The organism is Rhizobium sp. GR12, assembly GCF_036596185.1.
In the GTDB taxonomy this organism is placed as follows: domain Bacteria; phylum Pseudomonadota; class Alphaproteobacteria; order Rhizobiales; family Rhizobiaceae; genus Agrobacterium; species Agrobacterium nepotum.
Genome location: NZ_JASXTH010000003.1, coordinates 245,031 through 265,819, shown reverse-complemented (window position 1 = coordinate 265,819; position 20,789 = coordinate 245,031). Strand labels below are relative to the sequence as shown.

Below are 20,789 nucleotides of genomic sequence, written 5' to 3'. Positions count from 1 at the left end.
ACCCGAAATGGCTGAATTGACAAACGTGGCCTACTTCACCGCAAAGCCAGGCCGTTCCCAGGATCTGGGTGCCGAGCTACTCCAGCTCGTCACCCCCTCGCGCAATGAGGAAGGCTGCCTGCGCTACGAAATCCACCAGTCCAACGACGTCGCCGACGTTTGGATGGTGCTCGAAGACTGGCGGCATGCCTCGGATTTCAAACTGCATATGAGTACGAACTACGTCGAAGCCTTCATGGCAAAGGTCCCTGACCTGTGCGTCGAAGACGTGGAAATCTGCGGCTACCAGCAACGGTCCCCGCAGGCCTGAAACAGAAAGGAGTATATGAAATGAGCACGGAAAACCCCAAAGTCTGGCTCGTAACCGGATGCTCTACAGGCTTCGGTCGCCACATCGCGGAACACCTGCTGGAGGCGGGTGAACAGGTTGTCGTCACCGCCCGCAAGACCGACAAGATCGCGGATCTTGAACAGAAAGGTGACGCCCTGATCCTTCCACTCGATGTCATCGATCGGGATCAGTGCCGGAAGGTCGTTGATGCCGCAGAGGCCCGCTTCGGTCGGATCGACGTCCTGATCAACAACGCCGGGATCGGCTTCTTCGGTGCTATTGAGGAAACCGATGAACAGAATGCCCGTCGCCTGTTTGACGTCAATTTCTTTGGCACCGCAAACACGATCCATGCGGTCCTTCCACATATGCGCGCCCGCCGCAGTGGTACGATTGTCAATCTGACATCAATCGGCGGCCTGGTCGGCTACACAGGCGTCGGTTATTACTGCGCCACGAAATTTGCCGTGGAAGGCCTGTCGGATACGCTTCGGAAAGAAGTCGCTCAGCTCGGGATCAATGTGATGACTGTCGAGCCAAGCGCCTTCAGGACGGAGTGGGCAGGTTCGTCAAACGAGGTCTCCGCGTCCATCGACGACTACGATGGCACAGCGGGCGAGGCACGTCGGGCTTACCACGCATCGGTCGGAAAACAGGCTGGCGACCCGGCACGTGCGGCAAAAGCCATCCGGGAAGCCGTGCTGGCGCAACTGCCTCCGCACCACCTTCCGCTCGGCAATGACGCCGCGGACGCTGCCCTGAAGAAGGCGGAAGACCTGAAGGCAAACGTCCTCGCCTGGGAGGCCTTGTCTCGTTCGGCCGACTTCCCGGCAACCTGAACCAATCAAGTCAAAAACCAACACGAAACCAAAACTACCGCGGCCATCGCCGCGGAGATTGAAGGAGTGTGTCATGTCAAAGCGATTTGAAGGAAGAGTAGCAATTGTGACCGGCGGTGGTTCCGGTATCGGCGCCGCTATTGCCAACCGGCTTCTTGAGGAAGGAGCGTCCGTGATGATCTCCGGCAGAACCGGGAAGCGATTATCGGAAGCTGCCTCTAAGATGCCGACTGAGCGCAGCGGCACCTTTGTCGCGAATGTTTCTTCACGGCCGGACTGCGACGCCCTTGTCGCGGCGACGGCCGAGCGCTTCGGCCGCATCGACACTGTCGTCAATGCAGCCGGCATGAATCTCGTTGGCACCATCGAAGAGACGAGCGATCAGGATTGGGACGAGTGCATTGCCTCGGACATCTCCGGTGTCTTCTACATGAGCCGTGCAGCGGTTCCGCATCTTAAGGAGACCAAGGGTTCGATCGTCAACATCGGGTCCGTGTCATCCCTTGGTGGTGGCTGGAGCCATGCGGCCTATAATGCTGCAAAGGGTGGCGTTGCAAACCTGACGCGCTCAGCAGCCTGTGACCTGGGCAGGTTCGGCGTCAGAGCCAACACAGTGGCACCGGGACTTACTGTTACGGGAATGGTGGATGCCATCATGGACGATGATGGACTTCTGGAGAAAGCCTGGGACCGAATTCCGTTGAGGCGGGCAGGCCAACCTGAAGAGATTGCCTCGGCGGTCGCTTTTCTTGCCAGTGATGAAGCTGCCTGGATAACCGGGATTGTCTTGCCGGTCGATGGGGGCCAGACCTGCACGGATGGTGGTCCGGAATGGGGTAAGTAAAAACGCGAGAAGCCCGGACCATCGTCCGGGCTTTTCTTTTGATGGGGTGCTTAGTTTAGCGGCGGGCGTCGAGGCTGTAACGACCCGCGCCGAACGCCACGACCTGCAGCAGACCGCCGGTCATTGCGATGTTCTTGAAGAAGTGGATGAACTGGTTCAGGTCGCTGAGGTTGTTGTGGAACGTCAGTGCCGTGGCAACACTGAACAGGGCAAGGATCAGAGCGACGATGCGGGTCTGGAAGCCAAGGATCAGGGCAATGCTGCCCAGGAGTTCAGTCACGACCGCTGCGCCGTAGGACAGCGGCGGGAAGGGCAGGCCAACCATATTGATATAGCCGATCGTTCCAGCTGGATCAGAGATCTTGCTGATACCGGACAGAAGGAAGATTGCCGCCAGCAGGACACGCCCTGTGAGAGGCGTGACGCCGTTGATGAGGGCCGAATGGGAAAGAGTTTCAACGCGCTGGGCGATTGCATCGGAATAAGACATGGACGTTCTCCTTAAGTTTGGGGCGTAGCCACCGTGGCTGCGTCGTGAGGAGAAATTGCCACCATCCGAGCGAACGAAAAAGCTGGATAATATCGCAGATTATCGTCGAAAAAATCGAACGATGGAGGCAAAGAAAAACCCGCGCTTTTGAGGGCGCGGGTCCGACTGGAGGGTCGAGAAATCAGATAACGGAGAGCAGCCCTCCATCCACCAGGAGCGCGGTGCCCGACACATAGCTCGACAGATCCGAGCCAAGGAAGGCCACAGCATCTCCGACTTCCGCCGGTTTGCCAAGCCGGCGAAGCGGCGTCCTCTGGCGAAAGCCCTCGGAAGCCTGGGCGATACCGGGGCTCGTGCGAAGAAGCTCGGTGTCGATGGTGCCGGGTGCAACTGCATTGACGCGGATACCGTCGGGGCCAAGAGCGTCGGCCAATGATTTGGCCATCAGCACAACGCCGCCCTTGCTGGTCGAGTAGGCGACGGTGATGCCGGCGCCAGAGATCCCGCCCATGCTTGCCATGAGGACAATGCTGCCCTGCTTGTTGAGTGCTTTCATCTGACGCGCAGCTGCCTGCGCGCCAAACAGCGGGCCATCGAGATTGACAGACATCAGGCGGCGGTAATCGTCTTCGGGAACCTCCGCCCCGTCTGTCTTCAGCGTAATGCCTGCATTTGCGACCATGACATCGACGCCGCCGAATTCTTCTGCCGCCGCAACGAGGGCGTCGTTGTCAGCCTTGCGGCTGACGTCTGCTTTCACGAAGACGGATTTGGCCCCCAGTTTTCTGATCTCGGAGGCAGTTGGTTCACCGCCTTCGCGCGGTGCTTCCACGACGTCCGAGACGATAACTGCTTTTGCGCCATGTTCGGCGGCCCGGATGGCGATCGCACGTCCAATGCCGCTTGATGCGCCGGTTACGATGACGACTTTGCCGTCGAGAATGTTACTGTTGCTCATTGTGGTGATCCTTAATGTTCCGGCACTTTGGGGGCCGAGGAGGGCAGGGCGTCGAGTTGCTGCAGAAGATAATAGAGGTTGGCGACACCCCAGTGTTCGACGATCTGGCCGTTGCGAATGCGCATGGCATCGACAGTTTCGAACTTGATCTGGCGGCCCGTTGGCGCGATCCCAAGGACGACGCCCTTATGTGTGCCGTGATAGGTCTTGAAGGTGGTGACGATGTCGCCGTCGACCGCTTGCCAGTGAATTTCCGCGCGGAAGTCCGGGAAGGCTTCGCGCAGTGCGTGGTAAAGACGACGCGCTCCTTCCTTATCTGGCGTCCCCCCTGGCTGCGGTGTGTGGTCCAGAAAATCGTCGGCGAAAAGCTCGTCGAAAAGTTCGAAGTTGCCGCCGGACTGCACCTCGAGTGTGTTGCGGCGGACGATTGCTTTCAATGATTCAGGTTGGTCTGACATGGGATTTTCCTTTCAAGGTTCGGTGTCAGAGTTCAAAACCACCGATTGTCATGCCGCCGTCGACGGTCAGCATGTGTCCGGTGACATAGGAGGCGGCGTCGGAGGCAAGCCAGATTGCCGCGGCCGCGATTTCCTCCGGCTTGCCGCCGCGTTTGGCAGGAATGGCGTTCTGAGCGAGTGCCGCAAACGCCGGGTTCTGGTGGCTGTTTGCCGCAACCATGGGCGTTTCAGTCCAGCCAGGCGCGATCGCGTTGACGCGGATGCCGTGCGCTGCATTCTCCATCGCGACAACCCGGGTCAGGCCCTGCACCCCGTGCTTGGAAGCAGCGTAGGCACTCATGCCTCCCGGTCCCGTCAAAGCGGCGACGGAAGCCGTGTTCACGATAGATCCACCACCACTGCGCTTGATCAGCGGGATCTGGTACTTCATCCCGAGAAAGACGCTCTGGAGATTGACTGCGATGACCCGCTGAAAGTCTTCCAATGGGTAATCTTCAATCCGCTTTGCAGGGCCGGTTATCCCGGCATTGTTGAAGGCCGCGTCGAGCCGACCGGATACGGCATCGATCTGTTCGATCCATCCTACGACCTGAAGTTCGCTCGCGACATCGAGCTCGGTTGTGAATGCCCGGCCATCTTCGGCGCGGATGAGCTCTGCCGTTTGGGTGAGACCCTCGGCATCGCGATCAGCCAGATGCACTGTCGCGCCGTCGCGAGCGAGCCCAAGTGCTATCGCCCGACCGATCCCAGAGCCTGCACCGGTGACCGCGACGACCTTGTTTGAGAAAAGCGAGGACATGACTTCTCCTTGCCAGCCGATCGCAATCGGCTGGTCTGGTTGGAGCTGAATTTTAAGAGTGAGTCAGGCGGGTTTAGTTGCGGGCAGCGACGAGTGCTGCGGCTGTGCGGGCGACGATTTCGCCCTGATGGAAGGCACCGGCGAGATCGATCTGCGAAGGCTGGCGCGACCCGTCGCCACCGGCAACTGTCGTTGCCCCATAAGGAGCGCCACCAACAATTTCTTCAGTGCTCATCTGGCCCTGGTGGCTATAGGGCAGGCCGACGATGATCATGCCAAAGTGCATGAGGTTAGTGATGATCGAAAACAGGGTGGTTTCCTGTCCTCCGTGCTGGGTGCCCGTCGAGGCGAACGCTGCGCCAACTTTGCCGTTGAGAGCACCCCGTGCCCACAGGCCACCGGCCTGGTCGAGGAAGGCCGCCATCTGCGACGACATCCGCCCGAAGCGTGTGCCGGTACCGACGATGATCGCGTCGTAGTCGGCGAGTTCCGCTACGGTCGCAATCGGTGCCTCCTGGTTGATCTTGAAATGAGACTTTTCGGCAATTTCGAGCGGGACAGTTTCCGGGACACGCTTGATCGTAACGTCGGCGCCGGCGCTTCTTGCGCCTTCAGCGATTGAGCCTGCCATTGTCTCGATGTGGCCGTAGGACGAGTAGTAGAGAACGAGAACCTTGGTCATTTCTGTAACTCCGTGAGGATGTTGGTGTCGATGAATGCAACATCTGCTTTTTCATCATTCGCTAAAAGCTGCATAATTTGGCGCATTACGTTCGATTTTATCGACCGATTGGGCGTCTCAGTCTCTCAGCAGGCTGAGCGCGACCAGCGCCTGCCCGAAATGCTGAAGAGAACCGGAGGCTTTGAAACTGCCAAGGTCGGACGGCGCAAAGCCCAGACGAGCGATCAGATCCGCCACCTTCTTGCTGGCCTCCGGGAAGTTACCCGACAGAAAGAGAACGCGCTTTCCGCCCGCTTTCACCGGATCAGCAGCCAGAACGGCGGCCGGGAGAGTGTTGAACGCTTTCACGAGCTGGGCGCCTGGGAAGAGATCGGAGACGATCTCCGAAGACAGTCGACCACCAAGGTCACGAGGCTTGAAAGCAGGAAAGTCGATAGCGTTCGTCGCGTCCACGATGGTGTGGCCATCCCAGACTGCTTTTTTGCCAGCAACTTCCGGTACCGCATCATAAGGCACGGCCAGAATAAGAACGTCGGATTGAAGAGCCTGACCGAGTTCGACGGCCTTCACCGTGCTGCCGAACTTGTCGGTGACAGACTGAAGCGAGCCCGGACCGCGTGTGTTGGCGATTACGGCGTCAACGCCTGCGGCGTGGAAGCGTTCAGCAAGTGCAGAGCCGATGGCACCAGAACCGATGATTGCATAGGTCGTCATTGTATTTCTCCTTGATTGATAGGTTCAGTTGAAGTTGTCGGGGAGGGGAATGAACTCGTCGTCGCCCGGCACGCCGGGGAATTGTCGTTCGCGCCACTGGTCGGCAGCATGGCGAATGCGCTCCTGGTTCGTGGCCACGAAATTCCAGCGGATGAACCGCTTTTCAGGTAACGGCTCGCCGCCGAAGGCGAGGAACCGGGTTGGCGTGTTTGCCTTCACCACAATCTCGGCGCCGGGCTTGAACACGATAAGACGGTCCGGGCCGTATGTGCCGTCCTGACCCATGATCTCGATCGCACCACTGACGACGAAGATCGCACGCTCGATATGCTCGCCGTCGATCCTGTAGCGTGCTCCAGCTTCAAGCTGGATCTCTGCAGAGAAAAGGTCAGAGAAGGTGCTGGCAGGTGAGCGTCGCCCGTGCAGCGTGCCGGCGAGAAGCTTCATATCAATGCCCTCACCATTGATCATTGGCATTTCATGGGCACCGAGGTGCTGAAAAAGCGGTGCGGTCTCTTCCGATTGCTTGGGAAGAGCGATCCAGCTCTGCAGTCCCGTGAGCTTGCCCCCATCCTTGCGGACGTGTTCCGGAGTTCGCTCGGAGTGAACAATGCCGGAACCGGCGACCATCAGATTGACTTCCCCGGGGCTGATCGACTGCACGTAGCTCTCGCTGTCACGATGCAGCAACTCACCTTCGAGAAGGTAGGTCAGCGTTGAAAGACCGATGTGTGGGTGAGGGCGGCTATCAATCCCCTCGCCAGCGCCGAACCGCACCGGCCCAAAACTGTCGAGGAATATGAAGGGTCCGACCATCTGGCGCATGGCCGCAGGCAGCGCCCGGCGAACGGAGAAGCCTCCGAGGTCACGGGTCGAGGGCAGGATAACCTGCTCGATGTCAGCATTGGACAAATAGGACATTGTCAGCTCCGGCGGTTGAATTCGATGGATTGAAGGTAAGCCCCCTAGACGTTTCGGAAAACTCAGATAATTTCGGCGAAAATGATCGAGGAATTAGAAATGTCAGACCCCGGCCAGCCGACGCTGGATCAGCTCAAAGTCTTCATTACCGTTGTCGAGACGGGCAGCTTCGCGGCTGCTTCCAGGAAACTCAACCGTGCTACTTCTGTGATCAGCTACACGATCGCCAACCTCGAAATGCAATTGGGTGTCACACTCTTCGATCGGCTCTCGACAAAGAAACCGCAGCTGACTTTGGAGGGGAGGACTGTCCTTGCCGAAGCCAAGAGTGTCGCCCATGGCATCGACAATCTTCGCGCCAAAGTAAAAAGCATGCTCCGCGGCGTGGAGCCGGAGGTTCACCTTGCGCTCGACGTCATGCTTCCTGCCGCCCGCGTCATGGACGCTCTGAAAGCGTTTCGAAAAGAATTTCCGAGCGTATCTCTTCGGCTTTACGTCGAAGCCTTGGGCGCGGTAACGCAGATCGTGCTTAACCGAACCGCCGCGATAGGCATCAGTGGCCCACTCGATGTCGAGATCGCGGGCTTGGAACGCATCGGGGTCGGCTTTGTAAAACTTATCCCTGTCGCGTCCCCGGACCACCCTCTTGCTGGCGGGTCGCATCCACCGGGCGCAGCGCGGGGCCATATCCAGCTAGTCCTGACAGACAGATCGCCTCTGACCCAAGGCCACGAGTTTGCTGTCGTCGGAAACCATACCTGGCGTCTAGCCGATCTTGGCGCCAAGCACATGCTGCTCAAGGAAGGCATCGGCTGGGGCAATATGCCGGAACCGATGGTGCGAGATGACATCGAATCAGGTCGCCTTGTGCAACTTGATCTTCCAGACTGCAAAGGCGGCCCATATCGCCTTCAGGCCATCTACCGCACCGATACGCCGCCAGGACCTGCTGCGCGTTTTCTGATCGACCACTTTCAGAGCCAGGACATCGATGATCCAATAGCGGCTGGCTAGACATATGCTGGATTAAGGCAAAGGAGCGGTAGCTACGGCCTATCGCCCGTTCATCATCATGGATATCAACGATTCGTCAGTGTGTCGGCGGTTCGTATCCGCTCAAGGCGGCCGAGGTCCATACGCACGGGACAGAGCCTATAGGCCATTGCGGCGCTACGGATCATCGTAATCGATCCCAAACTTTCGCAAGCGATGGGCGACCCGTATGAAGACCTGGTGCGGACTGAATTCTATAACGATTTCCTGAAGAGGGACGGCCTTCATCGCGGCATCAATATTTTCATTTTTGAGGGCGACCGGGAGCTTGGCTACTTCCGCCTCTGGCGTTCCGCAAAAAGCCCGGACTCCGATGAGCGCGAAAAGCTGCTTCTCGATACCATTTCGTCATTCTTGAATGGGCGATGTCGAAGAGTCTGGACCAATTCTCGAATTTGACTCCAAGGGAGAGGGAGATCGCATTTCTCGTCGCAAAGGGCTGCCGGGACAGGGAGATTGGCGACATGCTCAACATCGGGTTCTCACCTGTCCGAACCCATTTGAACAAGACGAAGGAAAAGAAGGGTGTTCGAATCCCGCGGAACTAGCATCCCTGATGAGTCGGACAGACAACACGGCGAGCTAGCCTAACAATTAGGCAGTTCACTCTTTTTCGCCAGCGATGCAATGAGTGCTGGTAGGGCACTTGCGGATGACTTTGAGCTTCTGCCCCCCGGCAACAACGCCATCGGCGGCTTCTACGGCCCGTTCTTCACACCGGAAAACGGCCTGATCAATTCACCTGAGCACATTACAGTACGTATCGAGACGGTTGAACGTGGGCCGGTCCTTCATCATTACGGGTCGAGCGATACACATCTATCGGTCATCACCCGTTTCGATGGTTTCCTGCAGCGGCGATTTCCGCGCGTTCCAAGCTGTGCGGGTCGGAAGGGCGCTCCCCGAAGGTGTCGAGTGCCCTCTCGTTTTCAAGTGCGAGCACTTTTGCCATCGCGCCCAAATTTTTTATCAGCCTGTCAGGCTGCGGAGCGGCGTTTTTTGGCACGAGTTCTTGCCGGGTTTTCTTTTGTGACGGGCCCGGCATCTTCATCGAACAAGGAAGATAGGACGACCGGATGCCGGTCCGGAAAACGAGCCACAAGTTCCAGGGTGCCGCCCATGGCCCCGACATAACTGCGCAACGTGGACAGAAGCAGATCGCTCCGCTTCTCCAGGCGCGAAATATTTTCCTGTTTTACACCGAGCGTTTCGGCCATACGGACCTGGGTGAGGTCGCGCGCCTTGCGCAGATCCTGCAGTGTCCGGTATTCCTCGAGCCGCTCGTTGCCCAGCTGTTCGAGCCGTTCGCGACGTTCCGCAGGAAGGCCCTGAAGGACGTCATCCAATGATCTAGCCATTCTTTTTCTCCTTCATTGCGTCGAGATGCTGTGTCAATCGCTGATCGGCTTTTGCGATCAGCACTTTGTAGAACCGCGTCCGACTGCCGCCGGATTTGTCGCCTGCCACCAGGAGGATTGCCCGGCGCTTGGGATCGAACGCATAAGCCAGTCGCCAGACGCCGTCTGCAGCCTTGAACCGCAATTCCTTCATGTTCGCGTGTGCCGATCCCTTGAGCGTATCGGCGTAGGGACGACCAAGTTGTGACCGTAAGCTTTCAGGAGCGGCAGTGCCGCGAAGATTTCGTCCTGTACCTCTTCCGGCAGGGCTGAAAACTCCGGGTCGAACTCGTCGTGGAGCAGAGCTGCCCATTCCTTCGTCATAATATGATCTCAGAGTTATATGCTGTCAAGGTTATATTTTGAAGTGATTCTGTTCGGCATCCAAGCTCAACGTCCTACAATGCCTGGTGCGAATGGCCAATCGGGATCGGGCAGATTTAACACGAGGGTAAAACGGAGAGGGAAAAGAAGGGGATAGGAAACCGGTTCGCAAGGACGCTCCAACGGCTGCCGGTTCCGAAAGAGATAAGCCGGTCTTCGAGGGTTTGAGCCTCTCCATCCGGGCCGGCGAGAATGAAATTCGTGGAGACCGGCGCTTTTCGCAACCTAGTCGCCATTGGTCAGATTGAGACGGCGGCCCACGGACACGGCCATTGTCCGCCGGCTGACTCCCAGTTTGGTGTAAATATTCTTCAGGTGAAATTTGACGGTCGCCTCCGAAAGGTTAAGGATGCGGGCCATCTCCTTATTGCTGCTACCGTCCGTCAGCAGCTTCAGCACGGTTGTCTCCCTACCGCTCAGAAGCCCGGCGGATGGCCTCGTGGCACCCTGTCTGGAGCGAATATTGACAGCGGCCTGTGGCTGGCGGCCAAAACTGTGACCTGCGATGCGGCTCAGGAACTCCACCGCATCGACGCTGAAGGCCTTCAGCCCGAAACGACGAACGATTGCGCGTAGAGTGGCTGCAAACTCCTGACCTTCATCGACGAACAATTGAGTGACTTCGTGAGCGCGTGCCAGTGCGATCGCCGATTGCAGACATAAAAGCGCCTGCTGCTGTTTCCCCGCTTTCCATGCTGCACGCACTGACAGGATTTCTGCGATCAGTCGGTGGTAGCCCCTGCCAGAGGTCTTGCTGTCTGAAACGAGCCGTTCCATTGCATCCAGCGCAGTCTGACCATGACCAAGAGCCAAGGCCAGCCGGGCCGCGACGATCTCATAATCATAAGCTTCCCTCCAGGTCCAGTCATCAGGCTCTGTTCTTTCCTTCAATGCCTCCACCTTTTCAATGGCCTGCACCGCTGACTCGATCATACCGACCCTGAGAAGAAGGTCGATGCGCATAATCCCCGCAGCAATCGTCAAACGTGGCATGGCCCGTTCAACGGCGACTTCTTCTGCTTTGTCGATGGCTGAAATCGCGGTATCGAAACCGTCGACACGCAGGCGGCTGCGCGCAAGAAGCGAAAAAAGCCGTGTGAACAGGTCTACCCAGCTTTCTCCACGCACCAACGGCTCTACGCATTCGCTGAGAATCTGCTCGACGAGGTGCACCTCGCCTTGATGGTAGAGCACGTCGGCAGAGGCCAGCCGCGCGATGGCCAGAAGATTGCGATCAGTCCAATGTGCGCTTTCGACGAGAGCCTCCGCCTCACGACAGAATTGCAGGGCTGCGGAGAACTCACCGCTGAGCGAGCCGACAAGACCGAGATGCACCAGCATGAACACCTGCGCGTAAGCCGCCTTTTCCTCGCGATAATAGCCGAGTGCCCTGAGCGCCGTGCGCCGTGCGGCCTCCAACTCGCCGAGCCGCGTGTAGACGATGCACAGGTGATTGTGGATCCAGGCCAGTTCCCATGTTGCGTGGGGTGGTAGCGTAGCAGCAACCCGCTCCAGATGTTGCGCGTGAGCAGTGTCCAGCCGACGATCCACATAGACATCGATGAGACTGTCGATGTGATCCAGGACGCTGCGGTTGACCGCTGCCAGTGCCACCTTGGACCACTCGTCGTTTTCTTTCAATAGGTCCAGTCGTTCCCTGCCTGCGGTGGCATTGCCACGCTTGGAAAGCACGACGGCGTAACACACCACCAATCCAGGGGAGGCATGCAAAATGTCTGGAGGAAAGTTGTCGATCAGGTGTTCCAACACTTTGTGTCCGGCGCGAAGAAAGATGTCGACGCCGCCAGCTTGATCGATGATCTCTTCGGCCATTCGGAAGTCGGCGCTGCGGGCCGCGTGAGAAACAGCCTGTTCCAGAAGCCCGCGTGTTGCAAACCATGTGGCGGCCCGTCGGTGTAGCGCTCGGTGGTCGTCTCCCGTCGCCGCCACTATATCGTCTTTGAGACAGGAGCGCAGGACAGGATGGAGAGAAAGCCAACCGCCGGTATTTCTCTGGATGACGGGGTTAAGTGCCTCGAGAACGGCAAGGTCGTTGGGAGCCAGCTGTTCAGCGCCGAGGTCAGTAGCGAGGTCCAGGCGAAATTCGTCAAAATCCGCCATCTTCTGGAGCATATCGTAAAGAGCCGGCGATAGCTGTGCGATGACTGTTTCGCGTACGAAACCAGTGATGTCTGTGTGCTGTTCGGTCAAAATCAGCTTGTGCTCTTCCCGCGGAAGCGTGGCGGCGGGGATGGTCGAGGCAAGTTGCGCGAGCGCCGGCCAGCCGAGCGTTATCTGCATTAATTGATCGATCGATGCAGCTGTCGATGAGCGGGACAATAGTCGTTGAAGTTCGGATCGCCTGAAAACCATGTCGCTTACATTGATCTCGCTCAGAGTACCGCGCGCTTTCAACCGGGCGAGTGGTATTGGGGCGGGGAGGAACGATGCGCATGCGATACAGAGATTATCTGGCGCGGAAAGCACCAGTTGCTCCAGAAACCGATGCTGCGCGCCAGCGGCATCGACATTATCGAGAAACAGAACCGTCACGCCATTGCGGCGCCCAACCGTCTCCATTGTCTCCAGCAACGCGTTCCCCGTATCTGTGGTCTGCGGAAGATCCAGCGCCTGCCGCAGATCGACAACGAAGTCCTGGGTTGATTGCAGAGTGGACAGGCTAAGCCAGGAACAATGCGCGATCCGGGTCTCGTGCACGCCTGGAAGGAGCAGCGTTCCGGCGAGGATGCGGTCGTAGGCGGCCTTCATCAGCGCCGTCTTGCCGAACCCCGGTGGTGCACGCAAAATGACGATCTGGCGCGCCAACCCATCCATGAGCTTCGAAAGCAGGTAAGGGCGCTCTATGGCATTGAACAACATGCGTGGAGGACGAAAACGCAATCCTGATCTGGCGTTCTCGACACCTATATCGACATACTTTGCCTTTTCGCTCGCCACGAGTTTCGTCATCGGTTTGCTCTGTTTCGACGGCAGGAAGGCAGGCGCCTTCCTCGCCATCAGTCCCCGATGCGCGTCGTCCGTCAAGTCCCCAGGGGACGGTACGTTTGGGAAAGGCCAAAGGCCGAGGGGCCAAACACCGCAAGCGCTTCCGGTGTACGCATGATCGGCGGCACTCTGACGGCGAGCACGTTGATGCGCTGTCCGTAGCGAAGGCGCTCCGTTGTGATGGCTTCAGCCGTGTCCAGATCCAGCACGGTGATCAGATCGGGCACGATGGCCAGCACCTTGCCACCCTCCTCTTCCGCCACCAGATTTTCATTCTGGATACGGATTTTCACTGTCGGTTTCGACGTATCGAAAGGCTCGATTGTCGCGATACCGACCGACCAGCCGTTTTCTTCCTTGCGAGCCACATCGACGACCTTGCCGGACGCAATGATTTCGGCATGCCCGTAATGCGTGCCAGCAAAAAAATCGATGAGTGCCGCAACGGGATCACGATGGCTGCCCGCGGCTTCACGCAGCGTGCGGCCTATGCCGATGGCGAGCGACATCGTGGCGGGGACCGAAACCCGCTTTGCTGTTTTGCCGTCCATGCCGTAATTGACGATATAGGCCTGCCCACCCATGCGGATCGTCACGCCCCGCGCCAGCCATTCCGCCTTTGCGGCGTCCGTCGTCTCGATCATCACACAGTTGCCCTGCTCGTCGGCAATGGCGACGGGACTGGCGGAAACGCCATAAACGTTGAAGGTTTCCATCTCGAGTTGCGGGAACGCGCGTCCCATGCCGTCGGCGTCGATGACAGGTATGCGCTTCTTGGCAGCCATGACGATGGGAATCATCGAATTGATCCCGCCCGCCTCGAAGGGAATGATCGCGTCGACATCGATGCCGGTGTGATCCTCATAGGTTTCGAGTGCAAGATCGCCTTCCTCGCCTGATGGTATCTTCTCGATGAGGATAGTCGGCGCTCCCATCGCGCCGCAGGCTACAATGGCGATGTCGTCTGGTACATCATCCAAAGGCACCAGATAGACAGGGCCGTGTTTTTCGATCGCCGCCTTGGCAAGCAGCTTGCCTATATAGGGGTCGCCACCACCGCCCGTGCCCAGAACGGCAGCGCCTACTGCGAGGTCGTCGATATCCTGATCCGTGATGATTTTCATTTCAATCGATCTCTTCTATCGAGGTAAAGGGTTCTTTCAACCCGAAGCAGGCGGGGCCAAAAACGGCGAGCGCTTCGGGAGTGCGCATGATCTCCGGCACGGAGACGGCAAGCACAGTGACCCGCTGGCCATATCGCAGATTCTCGTTGGTGATCGGCTCTGCTGTTTCTGTATTCATGATGCAGATCAGGTCCGGCACGATGGCCTTCACCTTGCCGTCGACACGGGCAATCAGATTCTCGTTCTGGATCTCGATTTCCATCTGCGAAGAAAAGGGAGCTATACCGTCGATACGCGCTCGCCCCATGGTGAAGCCCGACCGCGTCTCGCGCATGACGTCGGTGATCTTGCCCGAAAAGATCACGCGGCCGTAGCGGTAGAGCGTCGATGGCAGAAAACCCAGCAACGCTTCTATGGGATTGCGGTGCTCATCACGCGCTTTGCGCATCACTTCTCCGATACGAATGGCAAGGGTCAGAGTGTTGGGAATGGCCGTGCGTTTCACATCGGCACCGCTCATCGCATATTCGGCGATATAGGCGCAGCCACCCATCCGCATGGCGACGGCACGCGACAGCCATTCCATCTGGCGATTGTCGACGGCCTCGATCAGGGCGCAATCACCCCATTCGTTGCTGACGGCCATCGGTGAGCCGGAAATGCCATAGACTCCAAAAGTTTCCATTTCGAGATAGGGAAAGGCCCGTCCCATGCCGTCGGCATCGACTATGGGTAGTCCGAGCCGCGCTCCGACGACAAGAGGGATCGTTGAATTGATGCCGCCGATCTCGATCGGCATCGTGAATGACGCTTTTCGATCAAGCCGTTTCTCCAGCCGATGCAGCGAGGCGATGGCCTCGTCTCCGGAGGGTATCTTTTCCACCAGAACGGTTGGCGCCCCCATCATGGCCGTGGGAATGACGAGGCTGCCGTCGGGTATATCCTGCGGGTCAATGAGTTCGACCTCGCAGCCTTCATCAAGGCATTGCTGCACCATGAGCCGACCGACATAGGGATCACCTCCGCCGCCCGTACCGAGAAAAGCAGCGCCGACTGCCAGATCGGCAAGATGTTCGCGTGTGAGTTTCATCTTGGGACTCCTCAGCCAATCACCAGGTCGCCGACCGCCTTGATGCGGATACGCGTGGCGCTGCCCGGCAGATAGGCCAGCGGAACCTCTTCAATATCCATGATCTTGACGGAAGCCGGATCGGCACCCGCCCTGATCGCACGCTCCGAAGCTTCCGCTTTAGCCCCTGCCAGCACGATGTCGCGCGAAGTGCCCTCCAGCGAAAAGATACGATCGACTTCACCACCGACCTGAGCGATGGCCGCGCCGATGGCGTTCGCGACGGATGCATTTTCCGGCCTGATGACCTTGGAGGCCGACGGCAGATCACGGGAGACGAGAATGGATCCGCCTCCGACGAGGATGACAGGAAGAGGCTCGGCACTTGTCTTCATGCGGTCGACGGCTTCGTCGACCATCCGGTGCATGGTAGCCAGCGCCGCTTCGATGGTGCTGGCAGGTATATGGGCAACGCGTGAACGGTCGCCGATATCCTCAAGGCCTGCGGCCACGACGATATCCGTGGTGGTCAGCGTATCGCCGCCGAACACCAGCGCCTTCGAGGTGATTTCATAACCGACGGAATCCGGTCCGATGCGGGTGCCGTCATCGCGCACCAGCGAACCGCCGCCAAGGCCGATGGCGAGCACGTCCGGCATGCGGAAGTTGGTACGGACGCCGCCGATATCGACGGCGACGGCGGATTCGCGCGGGAAACCATGCATCAGCATACCGACATCGGATGTCGTGCCTCCGATATCGACCACCATGGCCTCTTTTTCTCCCGCAAGCAGTGCCGCCCCGCGCATGGAATTGGTTGGGCCGGAGGCGAAGGTCAAGACCGGGTAACGTTCGACATAGTCCGGGGCCATCAGCGTCCCGTCATTCTGGCTGACGTAGAACGGTGACGTGATCGACAGCTCTTTCAGGGCATCGCGAAACGACGATACGACCTTCTTCGACAGGTCGGCCAGCGATGCATTCATGATAGAGGCGTTTTCGCGCTCCAGGAAGCCGACACGACCGATCTCGTGACTGAGCGAAAGCGCGATGCCGGGCACTTCCTCGCGCAGGATTTCTGCGGCACGAAGCTCCATTTCCGGTGTTACCGGCGAGAATACCGAGGTCACGGCTGCGGTTCTCAATCCACGCTCACGGATAATGCTTGCGACATCCATCAATCCCTTTTCGTCAAGGGGCGCGATCTTGCGACCATCGAATTCATGGCCGCCACGCAGCATGAAGGTGTGACGGCCGAGCGTATTGGCAAGGTCTTTCGGCCAGTCGGTCAGCGGTGGTAGCCCCTTGGTGGCGGGCAGACCGAGCCGGATGGCGGCAACTTCGAGCAGGCGTTTGCGTTCCACGACGGCGTTCGTAAAATGGGTTGTGCCGATCATCACCGCCTGGATCTGCATGACCGATACTCCGGTCATGTCCAGCAGCTTCTTCATAACCGCAACGATGCCGGAGCCGACATCCGCCGTCGTCGGGCTTTTGCAGGCGCCGATGACGGCGGCTCCGTCCATCAGGGCGGCGTCCGTGTTAGTGCCGCCCACATCAATCCCTATACGCATGTCTTGCTCCTGACTTGTCTTTAGACAATGCAAGGCCGTTGCGCGGACATCAGCCCGAACGCTTGCGTTCCTGCATCAATGAATAGTGTCGGCGATTGCGGCCCTCAGGCCATCAATGCCTCCGATCGTTCCGGATCCCACGTCACGCCGACCGCCTGTCCAGGCGAGAGCCGTTCCACATGGGACTGGTTCTGCCTCTCGGCGATGATCTCTTTGGTGCCGATGGAGAGACGGTAGCGGACTAGTGCTCCCTGATAGGTCTCGGAGATCACGGTTGCGGGCAGGCCGGTCCCGGCGTGGCCGACAATCACATTTTCCGGGCGAACGACCAGCTTGACCTCCGTTCCTGCCGCAAGATCAGCCGTTGGCGCACGGGCCAGCGCCGTAAAATCCGCGAAACCGACGCTCAGCCGGTCGCCGTCCCGTCCTTTGACGGTGACATCGATGACGTTCGACTGGCCGATGAAGGTCGTTACGAACAGCGTCTTCGGGCGCTCGTAGATTTCCTGTGGTGTCCCGACCTGTTCCAGGCGGGCTTTCTGCATCACGCCGATGCGGTCGGACATGGTCAGAGCCTCGTCCTGATCATGCGTGACATAGACGGTGGTGATGCCGAGTTTTTTCTGCAGATCCTTGATCCAGTATTTCATTTCCTCGCGCAAAGCCTTGTCGAGCGCTGAAAGCGGCTCGTCCAGCAGCAGGATGCGAGGTTCGGTCACGAGCACGCGCGCCAGTGCCACGCGCTGCTGCTCGCCGCCGGAAAGCTGGCGTTGGTAACGGTTTTCATAACCTGCGAGACCGACCTGACTCAACGCGAAGGCCACGGCCTTATCAATCTCTGCGGGCGATTTTTTCCGAAGCTTGAGGCCGAAGCCGATGTTTTCGGCGACGTTCATATGGGGAAAGATCGCATAGTTCTGGAACACGATACCGATATCGCGTTTTTCCGGCGGAAGCCGTGTCACGTCGTCCGAGCCGATCAGGATTTGGCCGGCACCCGGGCGGATGAAGCCCGCGATCATGCGCAGCGTTGTGGACTTGCCGCAACCGGAGGGCCCAAGCAGTGAAAAGAACTCTCCCTGCTTGATATGCAACTCTATGCCCGCAACCGCCATCGTGTTGCCGTACGATTTGACGAGGTTTTTTAGCTGGATATCCGACATCGTCCTGTATTTCCCATCTGTCCGTTGGCTGGCGGCCGCGCCACGCGGCCACCGGTTCCATCGTCTGTCTCAATCAGCCTGCGAAGATTTCATTCACAGTCTCTACGATCTCGTCTTCGTTCTCCAGATAGGCTTTCCAGTCCGGCAGCCAGAAGTCCTTGATCGCATCGGCACTGTTGATGATCCCCGCTTTCACGAGGTTGTCGGGTAGAACGGCGTTGGAAACCGTGGGACGCAGATAGAATTCCTTGCCCATGCTGGTCATGAAGGATGGCTCCAGCGCACGGTTGAGAAGCGCATAGGCCAGCTTCTTCTGGGTCGGTTCAGAGTAGCGGCTGATCGTGTAGGTCTGCGTCAGGATTGGCTGCAATTCTTTCCAGTACATGACGGCGAAAGGTGCGCCCTTGTCGTGGGCCTGCATGGGTTCGGCGTCGCTCTGCACGGCGATGACGACTTCGCCACGATCCATCAGCGTCTGCATGTTGCCGGTAAAGTCCGAAATCTTGGCGGGCATCAATGCCCGCATCGCTTCGTAACCGGCGTTAAGGTCATACTGGTCCTTGCCAAACAGGCTGCAGGCAACGAGGAAAAAGTCCATCTGCAAGGTGTTGGAAGTGATGTAGGTTCCGCGCTTGCCTGCAAACTCCGGCTTCCACATATCCTTGAAGCCTGTCGGTGGTGGAGTGACGAGATCTGTGCGGTAGGCGTGAACATACTGGTTGAAAGCCCAGGTGACGCCAACGCCGTTTGACGTTGCGAAGGGCCAGAGGTTCTTGCCGTTCGGAAGGTTGGGCAGAATTTCCTCAATCGTGTGGAAGAAGTCACCTGCCGCTGCCGTCTTGAACATTTCCGGCAGGTTCCAGTTGGTCACGTCGAGCGGTGGTTTTTGCGGGCCGTTCGCTACGAATTTCGGGAACCACGGCCATGTCGAGTCGTATTCAATCTTGCAGTTGAAATCCCTGGCGAAGTCCGTGAGCAGGTACTTGTGAACCAGTTCCCCCCACGGGCCGCCCCATTCGCCGATGCGCAGGACTGCGCCACCCGCATCGAAGACCGATCCGTCATAGGTCACGTCCTGGGAAAAGGCGTGGTTGATATTGAACAGCGGCAGGGTGGCAGCTGCGGCACCCAGTTTCAGAAGCTTGCGACGATTTGGATCGAATGTCTTTCCAGTCATGTCCATGTTCCCCTTTTTTGAACTTATGGATGCGGGATCGGTCTCTCAGTCTCGGGCAGCTGTTCAGCCGCCGAAGATACGTTTCAAATTGACGAGCTTGGAGGTGGCAATCATCGAGACAACCACGAGAAGGATGGCGAAAATGCCGGCTGCCGCAGCGGTCGGCTCGAAGGCGTAGCGCAGGGCCACATACATCGCCATCGGCAAAGTCTGGAGGTTCGGTGTCGACAGAAACAGCGTCACTTCGAACTGGCCGAAAGAAATGATGAAGGCGAAGATCGTGCCTGCTGAAATGGCCGGTGCGATGATCTTCAGCGTGATCAGCCGGAATGCCGTGAACGGTGAAGCGCCGAGTGAACGCGCCGCCTCTTCCAGGCTGCGGTCGAAACCGACAAGGGACGCTGTGACCGTTGCGATCACGAACGGGCAGGTGACGATGACATGGCCGATGACAAGGCCCGTGAGACTGCGCGCAAGCCCGATCCCGCTTGTGACATAGAAGACATAGAGTGCAAGGCCGAGCACGACACCTGGTAGAACGATCGGCATCATGAAGAATGCCCGCAACGGCCCGACCAAATTGCTGGTCGCTCGCGACAGGAAGACCGCTGCCATAGTCCCCAGTACCGTCGAGATCGCAGTCGAGATCGCGGCAACGAGGAACGACACCCCATAAGCAGACAGGAACGCCGGTGAGGTGAGGAATGCATAGATCCACCGCAGCGAAAAGCCCTGTGGGGGAAACGTCAGGTAATCCCCCGAGTTCAGCCCAGCCAGCACCACGATGACGACCGGAACAAGCAGAATGGTCAGCGTCAGCAGCGATATCGCCTTGAAGACCAGAGGAATAGGAGATTCGTCGCGCATCAGCTGCGTCCTCCCGTCGTGCGCATGGCGACCCGCTGGTAGACGGCGATGGCCATGAGGCTGGTGACAAAGAGAACGACGGCTATTGCGGCGCCGAATTGCCAGCGACCGGTTTCTGCGACCTGCTGAAAGATGTGGATCGGCATGACCATGACCTTCCAGCCGCCCATCAGGGCTGGAACCACATACGATGAGATGGCAAGCGCGAAGACGAGCAGGGTTCCGGCGAGAATTCCCGGCATGGATAGTGGCAGCACGATCGAGGAAAACGCTTTTGCGCGGGATGCTCCCAAGGACCGTGCCGCTTCCTCAAGCGAGGGGTTGATGGATTTGATGATGCCGATCAGCGACAAGACCATGAAGGGCAACGTAATCTGCACAAGGCCGACCACGACACCAAAGGTATTGTACATCAGCGGCAGTGGCGCGGAAATGAAACCCATCTTGATGAGTGTTCCGTTGATGAGGCCATTGTCGCCCAGCAGAACCATGAGACCGTAGAGCCTGATCACCATGTCGAGCTGCATGGATGAAAGCACCAAAATCATCAGCAGCGCGTTGCGACCGGGGCTCATGGTTTTGGCGATGACATAAGCGAGTGGATAACCGAAGACGAGGCATATGAGCGAGACGGCCGCCGCGATACCGACCGAGCGCAGGATCGACTCGTAATAGATTGATCGTGTGAAGATGCGCACGAAATTATCAAAAGTGATGACACTGGACAGGCTGATGACGCCAGCCGTCGACTTGTTGAAAGCGAGCGCGAAAAGCGAGGCGGTCGGCACGACGAAGAACACGAGGAAGAAAACAAATGCTGGAAGGACCAGCAGCCAGAACAGTCCGCCTGAAAAGAAGCTATCCCTCAGCCGGACACCAACAGGCACAGTGCTCGCTTCCGCTTCATTGGTCATTATGCTTGCTGCCATATCTTTAACC

Annotated in this window: 22 protein-coding genes and 1 pseudogene; 5 read left to right on the top strand and 18 right to left on the bottom strand. The window is 58.3% G+C overall.

The annotated features are described in order from the left end of the window. The first annotated feature begins 7 nt into the window (after positions 1-7). From QSK43_RS07105 to QSK43_RS07095, 3 genes are all read left to right on the top strand, one after another. Positions 8-310 (top strand): putative quinol monooxygenase, encoded by a 303-nt coding sequence (locus tag QSK43_RS07105; RefSeq protein WP_332302858.1) that lies wholly within the window; start codon positions 8-10, stop codon positions 308-310. Between the two features lie 20 nt (positions 311-330). Then, entirely contained in the window at positions 331-1,170 is an 840-nt protein-coding gene (locus QSK43_RS07100; RefSeq protein ID WP_332302857.1) for an oxidoreductase, read from the top strand. Positions 1,171-1,243: 73 nt separating this feature from the next. Then, positions 1,244-2,014, top strand: a complete 771-nt coding sequence (locus tag QSK43_RS07095; protein WP_332302856.1) for an SDR family NAD(P)-dependent oxidoreductase — start codon at positions 1,244-1,246, stop codon at positions 2,012-2,014. Between the two features lie 55 nt (positions 2,015-2,069). On the opposite strand, the gene QSK43_RS07090 is transcribed toward QSK43_RS07095, so the two are convergent. The 7 genes and pseudogenes from QSK43_RS07090 to QSK43_RS07060 form a co-directional block, all read right to left on the bottom strand. Next, on the bottom strand, positions 2,070-2,504 hold the full coding sequence (locus QSK43_RS07090) for a DoxX family protein (protein ID WP_332302855.1): 435 nt from the start codon (positions 2,502-2,504) through the stop codon (positions 2,070-2,072). 181 nt (positions 2,505-2,685) lie between these two features. Further along, positions 2,686-3,462, bottom strand: coding sequence for an SDR family oxidoreductase (locus QSK43_RS07085; protein ID WP_062579293.1), 777 nt, complete (start codon positions 3,460-3,462; stop codon positions 2,686-2,688). Between the two features lie 11 nt (positions 3,463-3,473). Further along, a complete protein-coding gene (locus tag QSK43_RS07080; protein ID WP_332302854.1) occupies positions 3,474-3,920 on the bottom strand; it encodes an ester cyclase in 447 nt (148 codons plus the stop codon). Positions 3,921-3,945: 25 nt separating this feature from the next. Next, positions 3,946-4,719: an SDR family NAD(P)-dependent oxidoreductase gene (locus tag QSK43_RS07075; protein ID WP_332302853.1), complete on the bottom strand. Its 774-nt coding sequence runs from the start codon at positions 4,717-4,719 to the stop codon at positions 3,946-3,948. A gap of 73 nt (positions 4,720-4,792) precedes the next feature. Beyond that, on the bottom strand, positions 4,793-5,401 hold the full coding sequence (gene wrbA, locus QSK43_RS07070; RefSeq protein ID WP_275791413.1) for an NAD(P)H:quinone oxidoreductase: 609 nt from the start codon (positions 5,399-5,401) through the stop codon (positions 4,793-4,795). 117 nt (positions 5,402-5,518) lie between these two features. Further along, a pseudogene (locus tag QSK43_RS07065) lies at positions 5,519-6,118 on the bottom strand (NADPH-dependent F420 reductase); the annotation flags it as partial. A 21-nt stretch (positions 6,119-6,139) separates the two neighbouring features. Then, positions 6,140-7,036, bottom strand: a complete 897-nt coding sequence (locus tag QSK43_RS07060; protein ID WP_332302852.1) for a pirin family protein — start codon at positions 7,034-7,036, stop codon at positions 6,140-6,142. A gap of 99 nt (positions 7,037-7,135) precedes the next feature. On the opposite strand from QSK43_RS07060, the gene QSK43_RS07055 reads away from it, so the two are divergent. After that, entirely contained in the window at positions 7,136-8,050 is a 915-nt protein-coding gene (locus QSK43_RS07055) for a LysR family transcriptional regulator (RefSeq protein ID WP_332302851.1), read from the top strand. 404 nt (positions 8,051-8,454) lie between these two features. Continuing rightward, positions 8,455-8,637, top strand: coding sequence for a response regulator transcription factor (locus QSK43_RS27120; protein WP_442967791.1), 183 nt, complete (start codon positions 8,455-8,457; stop codon positions 8,635-8,637). 429 nt (positions 8,638-9,066) lie between these two features. Here QSK43_RS27120 and QSK43_RS07050 read toward each other — a convergent pair whose 3' ends face one another. From QSK43_RS07050 to QSK43_RS07000, 11 genes are all read right to left on the bottom strand, one after another. Then, complete coding sequence (locus QSK43_RS07050) at positions 9,067-9,435, bottom strand: XRE family transcriptional regulator (protein WP_332302850.1); 369 nt, start codon at positions 9,433-9,435, stop codon at positions 9,067-9,069. Between the two features lie 4 nt (positions 9,436-9,439). Continuing rightward, the gene (locus QSK43_RS07045; protein WP_332302849.1) at positions 9,440-9,640 is read right to left on the bottom strand and encodes a type II toxin-antitoxin system RelE/ParE family toxin; all 201 of its coding nucleotides are present in this window, start codon (positions 9,638-9,640) and stop codon (positions 9,440-9,442) included. Beyond that, positions 9,637-9,810: a hypothetical protein gene (locus tag QSK43_RS07040; RefSeq protein WP_332302848.1), complete on the bottom strand. Its 174-nt coding sequence runs from the start codon at positions 9,808-9,810 to the stop codon at positions 9,637-9,639. The genes QSK43_RS07045 and QSK43_RS07040 overlap by 4 nt, the downstream gene beginning before the upstream one ends. A gap of 285 nt (positions 9,811-10,095) precedes the next feature. Beyond that, positions 10,096-12,840, bottom strand: coding sequence for a LuxR C-terminal-related transcriptional regulator (locus QSK43_RS07035; protein ID WP_332302847.1), 2,745 nt, complete (start codon positions 12,838-12,840; stop codon positions 10,096-10,098). Between the two features lie 71 nt (positions 12,841-12,911). Beyond that, the gene (locus QSK43_RS07030) at positions 12,912-14,000 is read right to left on the bottom strand and encodes a DUF917 domain-containing protein (protein ID WP_332302846.1); all 1,089 of its coding nucleotides are present in this window, start codon (positions 13,998-14,000) and stop codon (positions 12,912-12,914) included. A 1-nt stretch (position 14,001) separates the two neighbouring features. Further along, positions 14,002-15,090, bottom strand: coding sequence for a DUF917 domain-containing protein (locus tag QSK43_RS07025; protein WP_332302845.1), 1,089 nt, complete (start codon positions 15,088-15,090; stop codon positions 14,002-14,004). Positions 15,091-15,101: 11 nt separating this feature from the next. Beyond that, entirely contained in the window at positions 15,102-16,643 is a 1,542-nt protein-coding gene (locus QSK43_RS07020) for a hydantoinase/oxoprolinase family protein (protein ID WP_332302844.1), read from the bottom strand. Positions 16,644-16,747: 104 nt separating this feature from the next. Continuing rightward, complete coding sequence (locus QSK43_RS07015; protein ID WP_332302843.1) at positions 16,748-17,806, bottom strand: ABC transporter ATP-binding protein; 1,059 nt, start codon at positions 17,804-17,806, stop codon at positions 16,748-16,750. A 73-nt stretch (positions 17,807-17,879) separates the two neighbouring features. Next, positions 17,880-18,983 (bottom strand): ABC transporter substrate-binding protein, encoded by a 1,104-nt coding sequence (locus tag QSK43_RS07010; protein WP_332302842.1) that lies wholly within the window; start codon positions 18,981-18,983, stop codon positions 17,880-17,882. 63 nt (positions 18,984-19,046) lie between these two features. Further along, on the bottom strand, positions 19,047-19,850 hold the full coding sequence (locus QSK43_RS07005; protein ID WP_332302841.1) for an ABC transporter permease: 804 nt from the start codon (positions 19,848-19,850) through the stop codon (positions 19,047-19,049). After that, on the bottom strand, positions 19,850-20,779 hold the full coding sequence (locus QSK43_RS07000) for an ABC transporter permease (RefSeq protein WP_332302840.1): 930 nt from the start codon (positions 20,777-20,779) through the stop codon (positions 19,850-19,852). The genes QSK43_RS07005 and QSK43_RS07000 overlap by 1 nt, the downstream gene beginning before the upstream one ends. Between the last annotated feature and the right edge of the window lie 10 nt (positions 20,780-20,789).

Coding starts and splice junctions, on each gene's coding strand:
- QSK43_RS07040 (WP_332302848.1), bottom strand. CDS start 9,810: ATGACGAAGGAATGGGCAGCTCTGCTCCACGACGAGTTCGACCCGGAG.
- QSK43_RS07030 (WP_332302846.1), bottom strand. CDS start 14,000: ATGAAAATCATCACGGATCAGGATATCGACGACCTCGCAGTAGGCGCT.
- QSK43_RS07085 (WP_062579293.1), bottom strand. CDS start 3,462: ATGAGCAACAGTAACATTCTCGACGGCAAAGTCGTCATCGTAACCGGC.
- QSK43_RS07075 (WP_332302853.1), bottom strand. CDS start 4,719: ATGTCCTCGCTTTTCTCAAACAAGGTCGTCGCGGTCACCGGTGCAGGC.
- QSK43_RS07100 (WP_332302857.1), top strand. CDS start 331: ATGAGCACGGAAAACCCCAAAGTCTGGCTCGTAACCGGATGCTCTACA.
- QSK43_RS07105 (WP_332302858.1), top strand. CDS start 8: ATGGCTGAATTGACAAACGTGGCCTACTTCACCGCAAAGCCAGGCCGT.
- QSK43_RS07095 (WP_332302856.1), top strand. CDS start 1,244: ATGTCAAAGCGATTTGAAGGAAGAGTAGCAATTGTGACCGGCGGTGGT.
- QSK43_RS07055 (WP_332302851.1), top strand. CDS start 7,136: ATGTCAGACCCCGGCCAGCCGACGCTGGATCAGCTCAAAGTCTTCATT.
- QSK43_RS07020 (WP_332302844.1), bottom strand. CDS start 16,643: ATGCGTATAGGGATTGATGTGGGCGGCACTAACACGGACGCCGCCCTG.
- QSK43_RS07045 (WP_332302849.1), bottom strand. CDS start 9,640: ATGAAGGAATTGCGGTTCAAGGCTGCAGACGGCGTCTGGCGACTGGCT.
- QSK43_RS07015 (WP_332302843.1), bottom strand. CDS start 17,806: ATGTCGGATATCCAGCTAAAAAACCTCGTCAAATCGTACGGCAACACG.
- QSK43_RS07060 (WP_332302852.1), bottom strand. CDS start 7,036: ATGTCCTATTTGTCCAATGCTGACATCGAGCAGGTTATCCTGCCCTCG.
- QSK43_RS27120 (WP_442967791.1), top strand. CDS start 8,455: ATGTCGAAGAGTCTGGACCAATTCTCGAATTTGACTCCAAGGGAGAGG.
- QSK43_RS07035 (WP_332302847.1), bottom strand. CDS start 12,840: ATGACGAAACTCGTGGCGAGCGAAAAGGCAAAGTATGTCGATATAGGT.
- QSK43_RS07025 (WP_332302845.1), bottom strand. CDS start 15,090: ATGAAACTCACACGCGAACATCTTGCCGATCTGGCAGTCGGCGCTGCT.
- QSK43_RS07010 (WP_332302842.1), bottom strand. CDS start 18,983: ATGACTGGAAAGACATTCGATCCAAATCGTCGCAAGCTTCTGAAACTG.
- QSK43_RS07005 (WP_332302841.1), bottom strand. CDS start 19,850: ATGCGCGACGAATCTCCTATTCCTCTGGTCTTCAAGGCGATATCGCTG.
- QSK43_RS07000 (WP_332302840.1), bottom strand. CDS start 20,779: ATGGCAGCAAGCATAATGACCAATGAAGCGGAAGCGAGCACTGTGCCT.
- wrbA (WP_275791413.1), bottom strand. CDS start 5,401: ATGACCAAGGTTCTCGTTCTCTACTACTCGTCCTACGGCCACATCGAG.
- QSK43_RS07080 (WP_332302854.1), bottom strand. CDS start 3,920: ATGTCAGACCAACCTGAATCATTGAAAGCAATCGTCCGCCGCAACACA.
- QSK43_RS07090 (WP_332302855.1), bottom strand. CDS start 2,504: ATGTCTTATTCCGATGCAATCGCCCAGCGCGTTGAAACTCTTTCCCAT.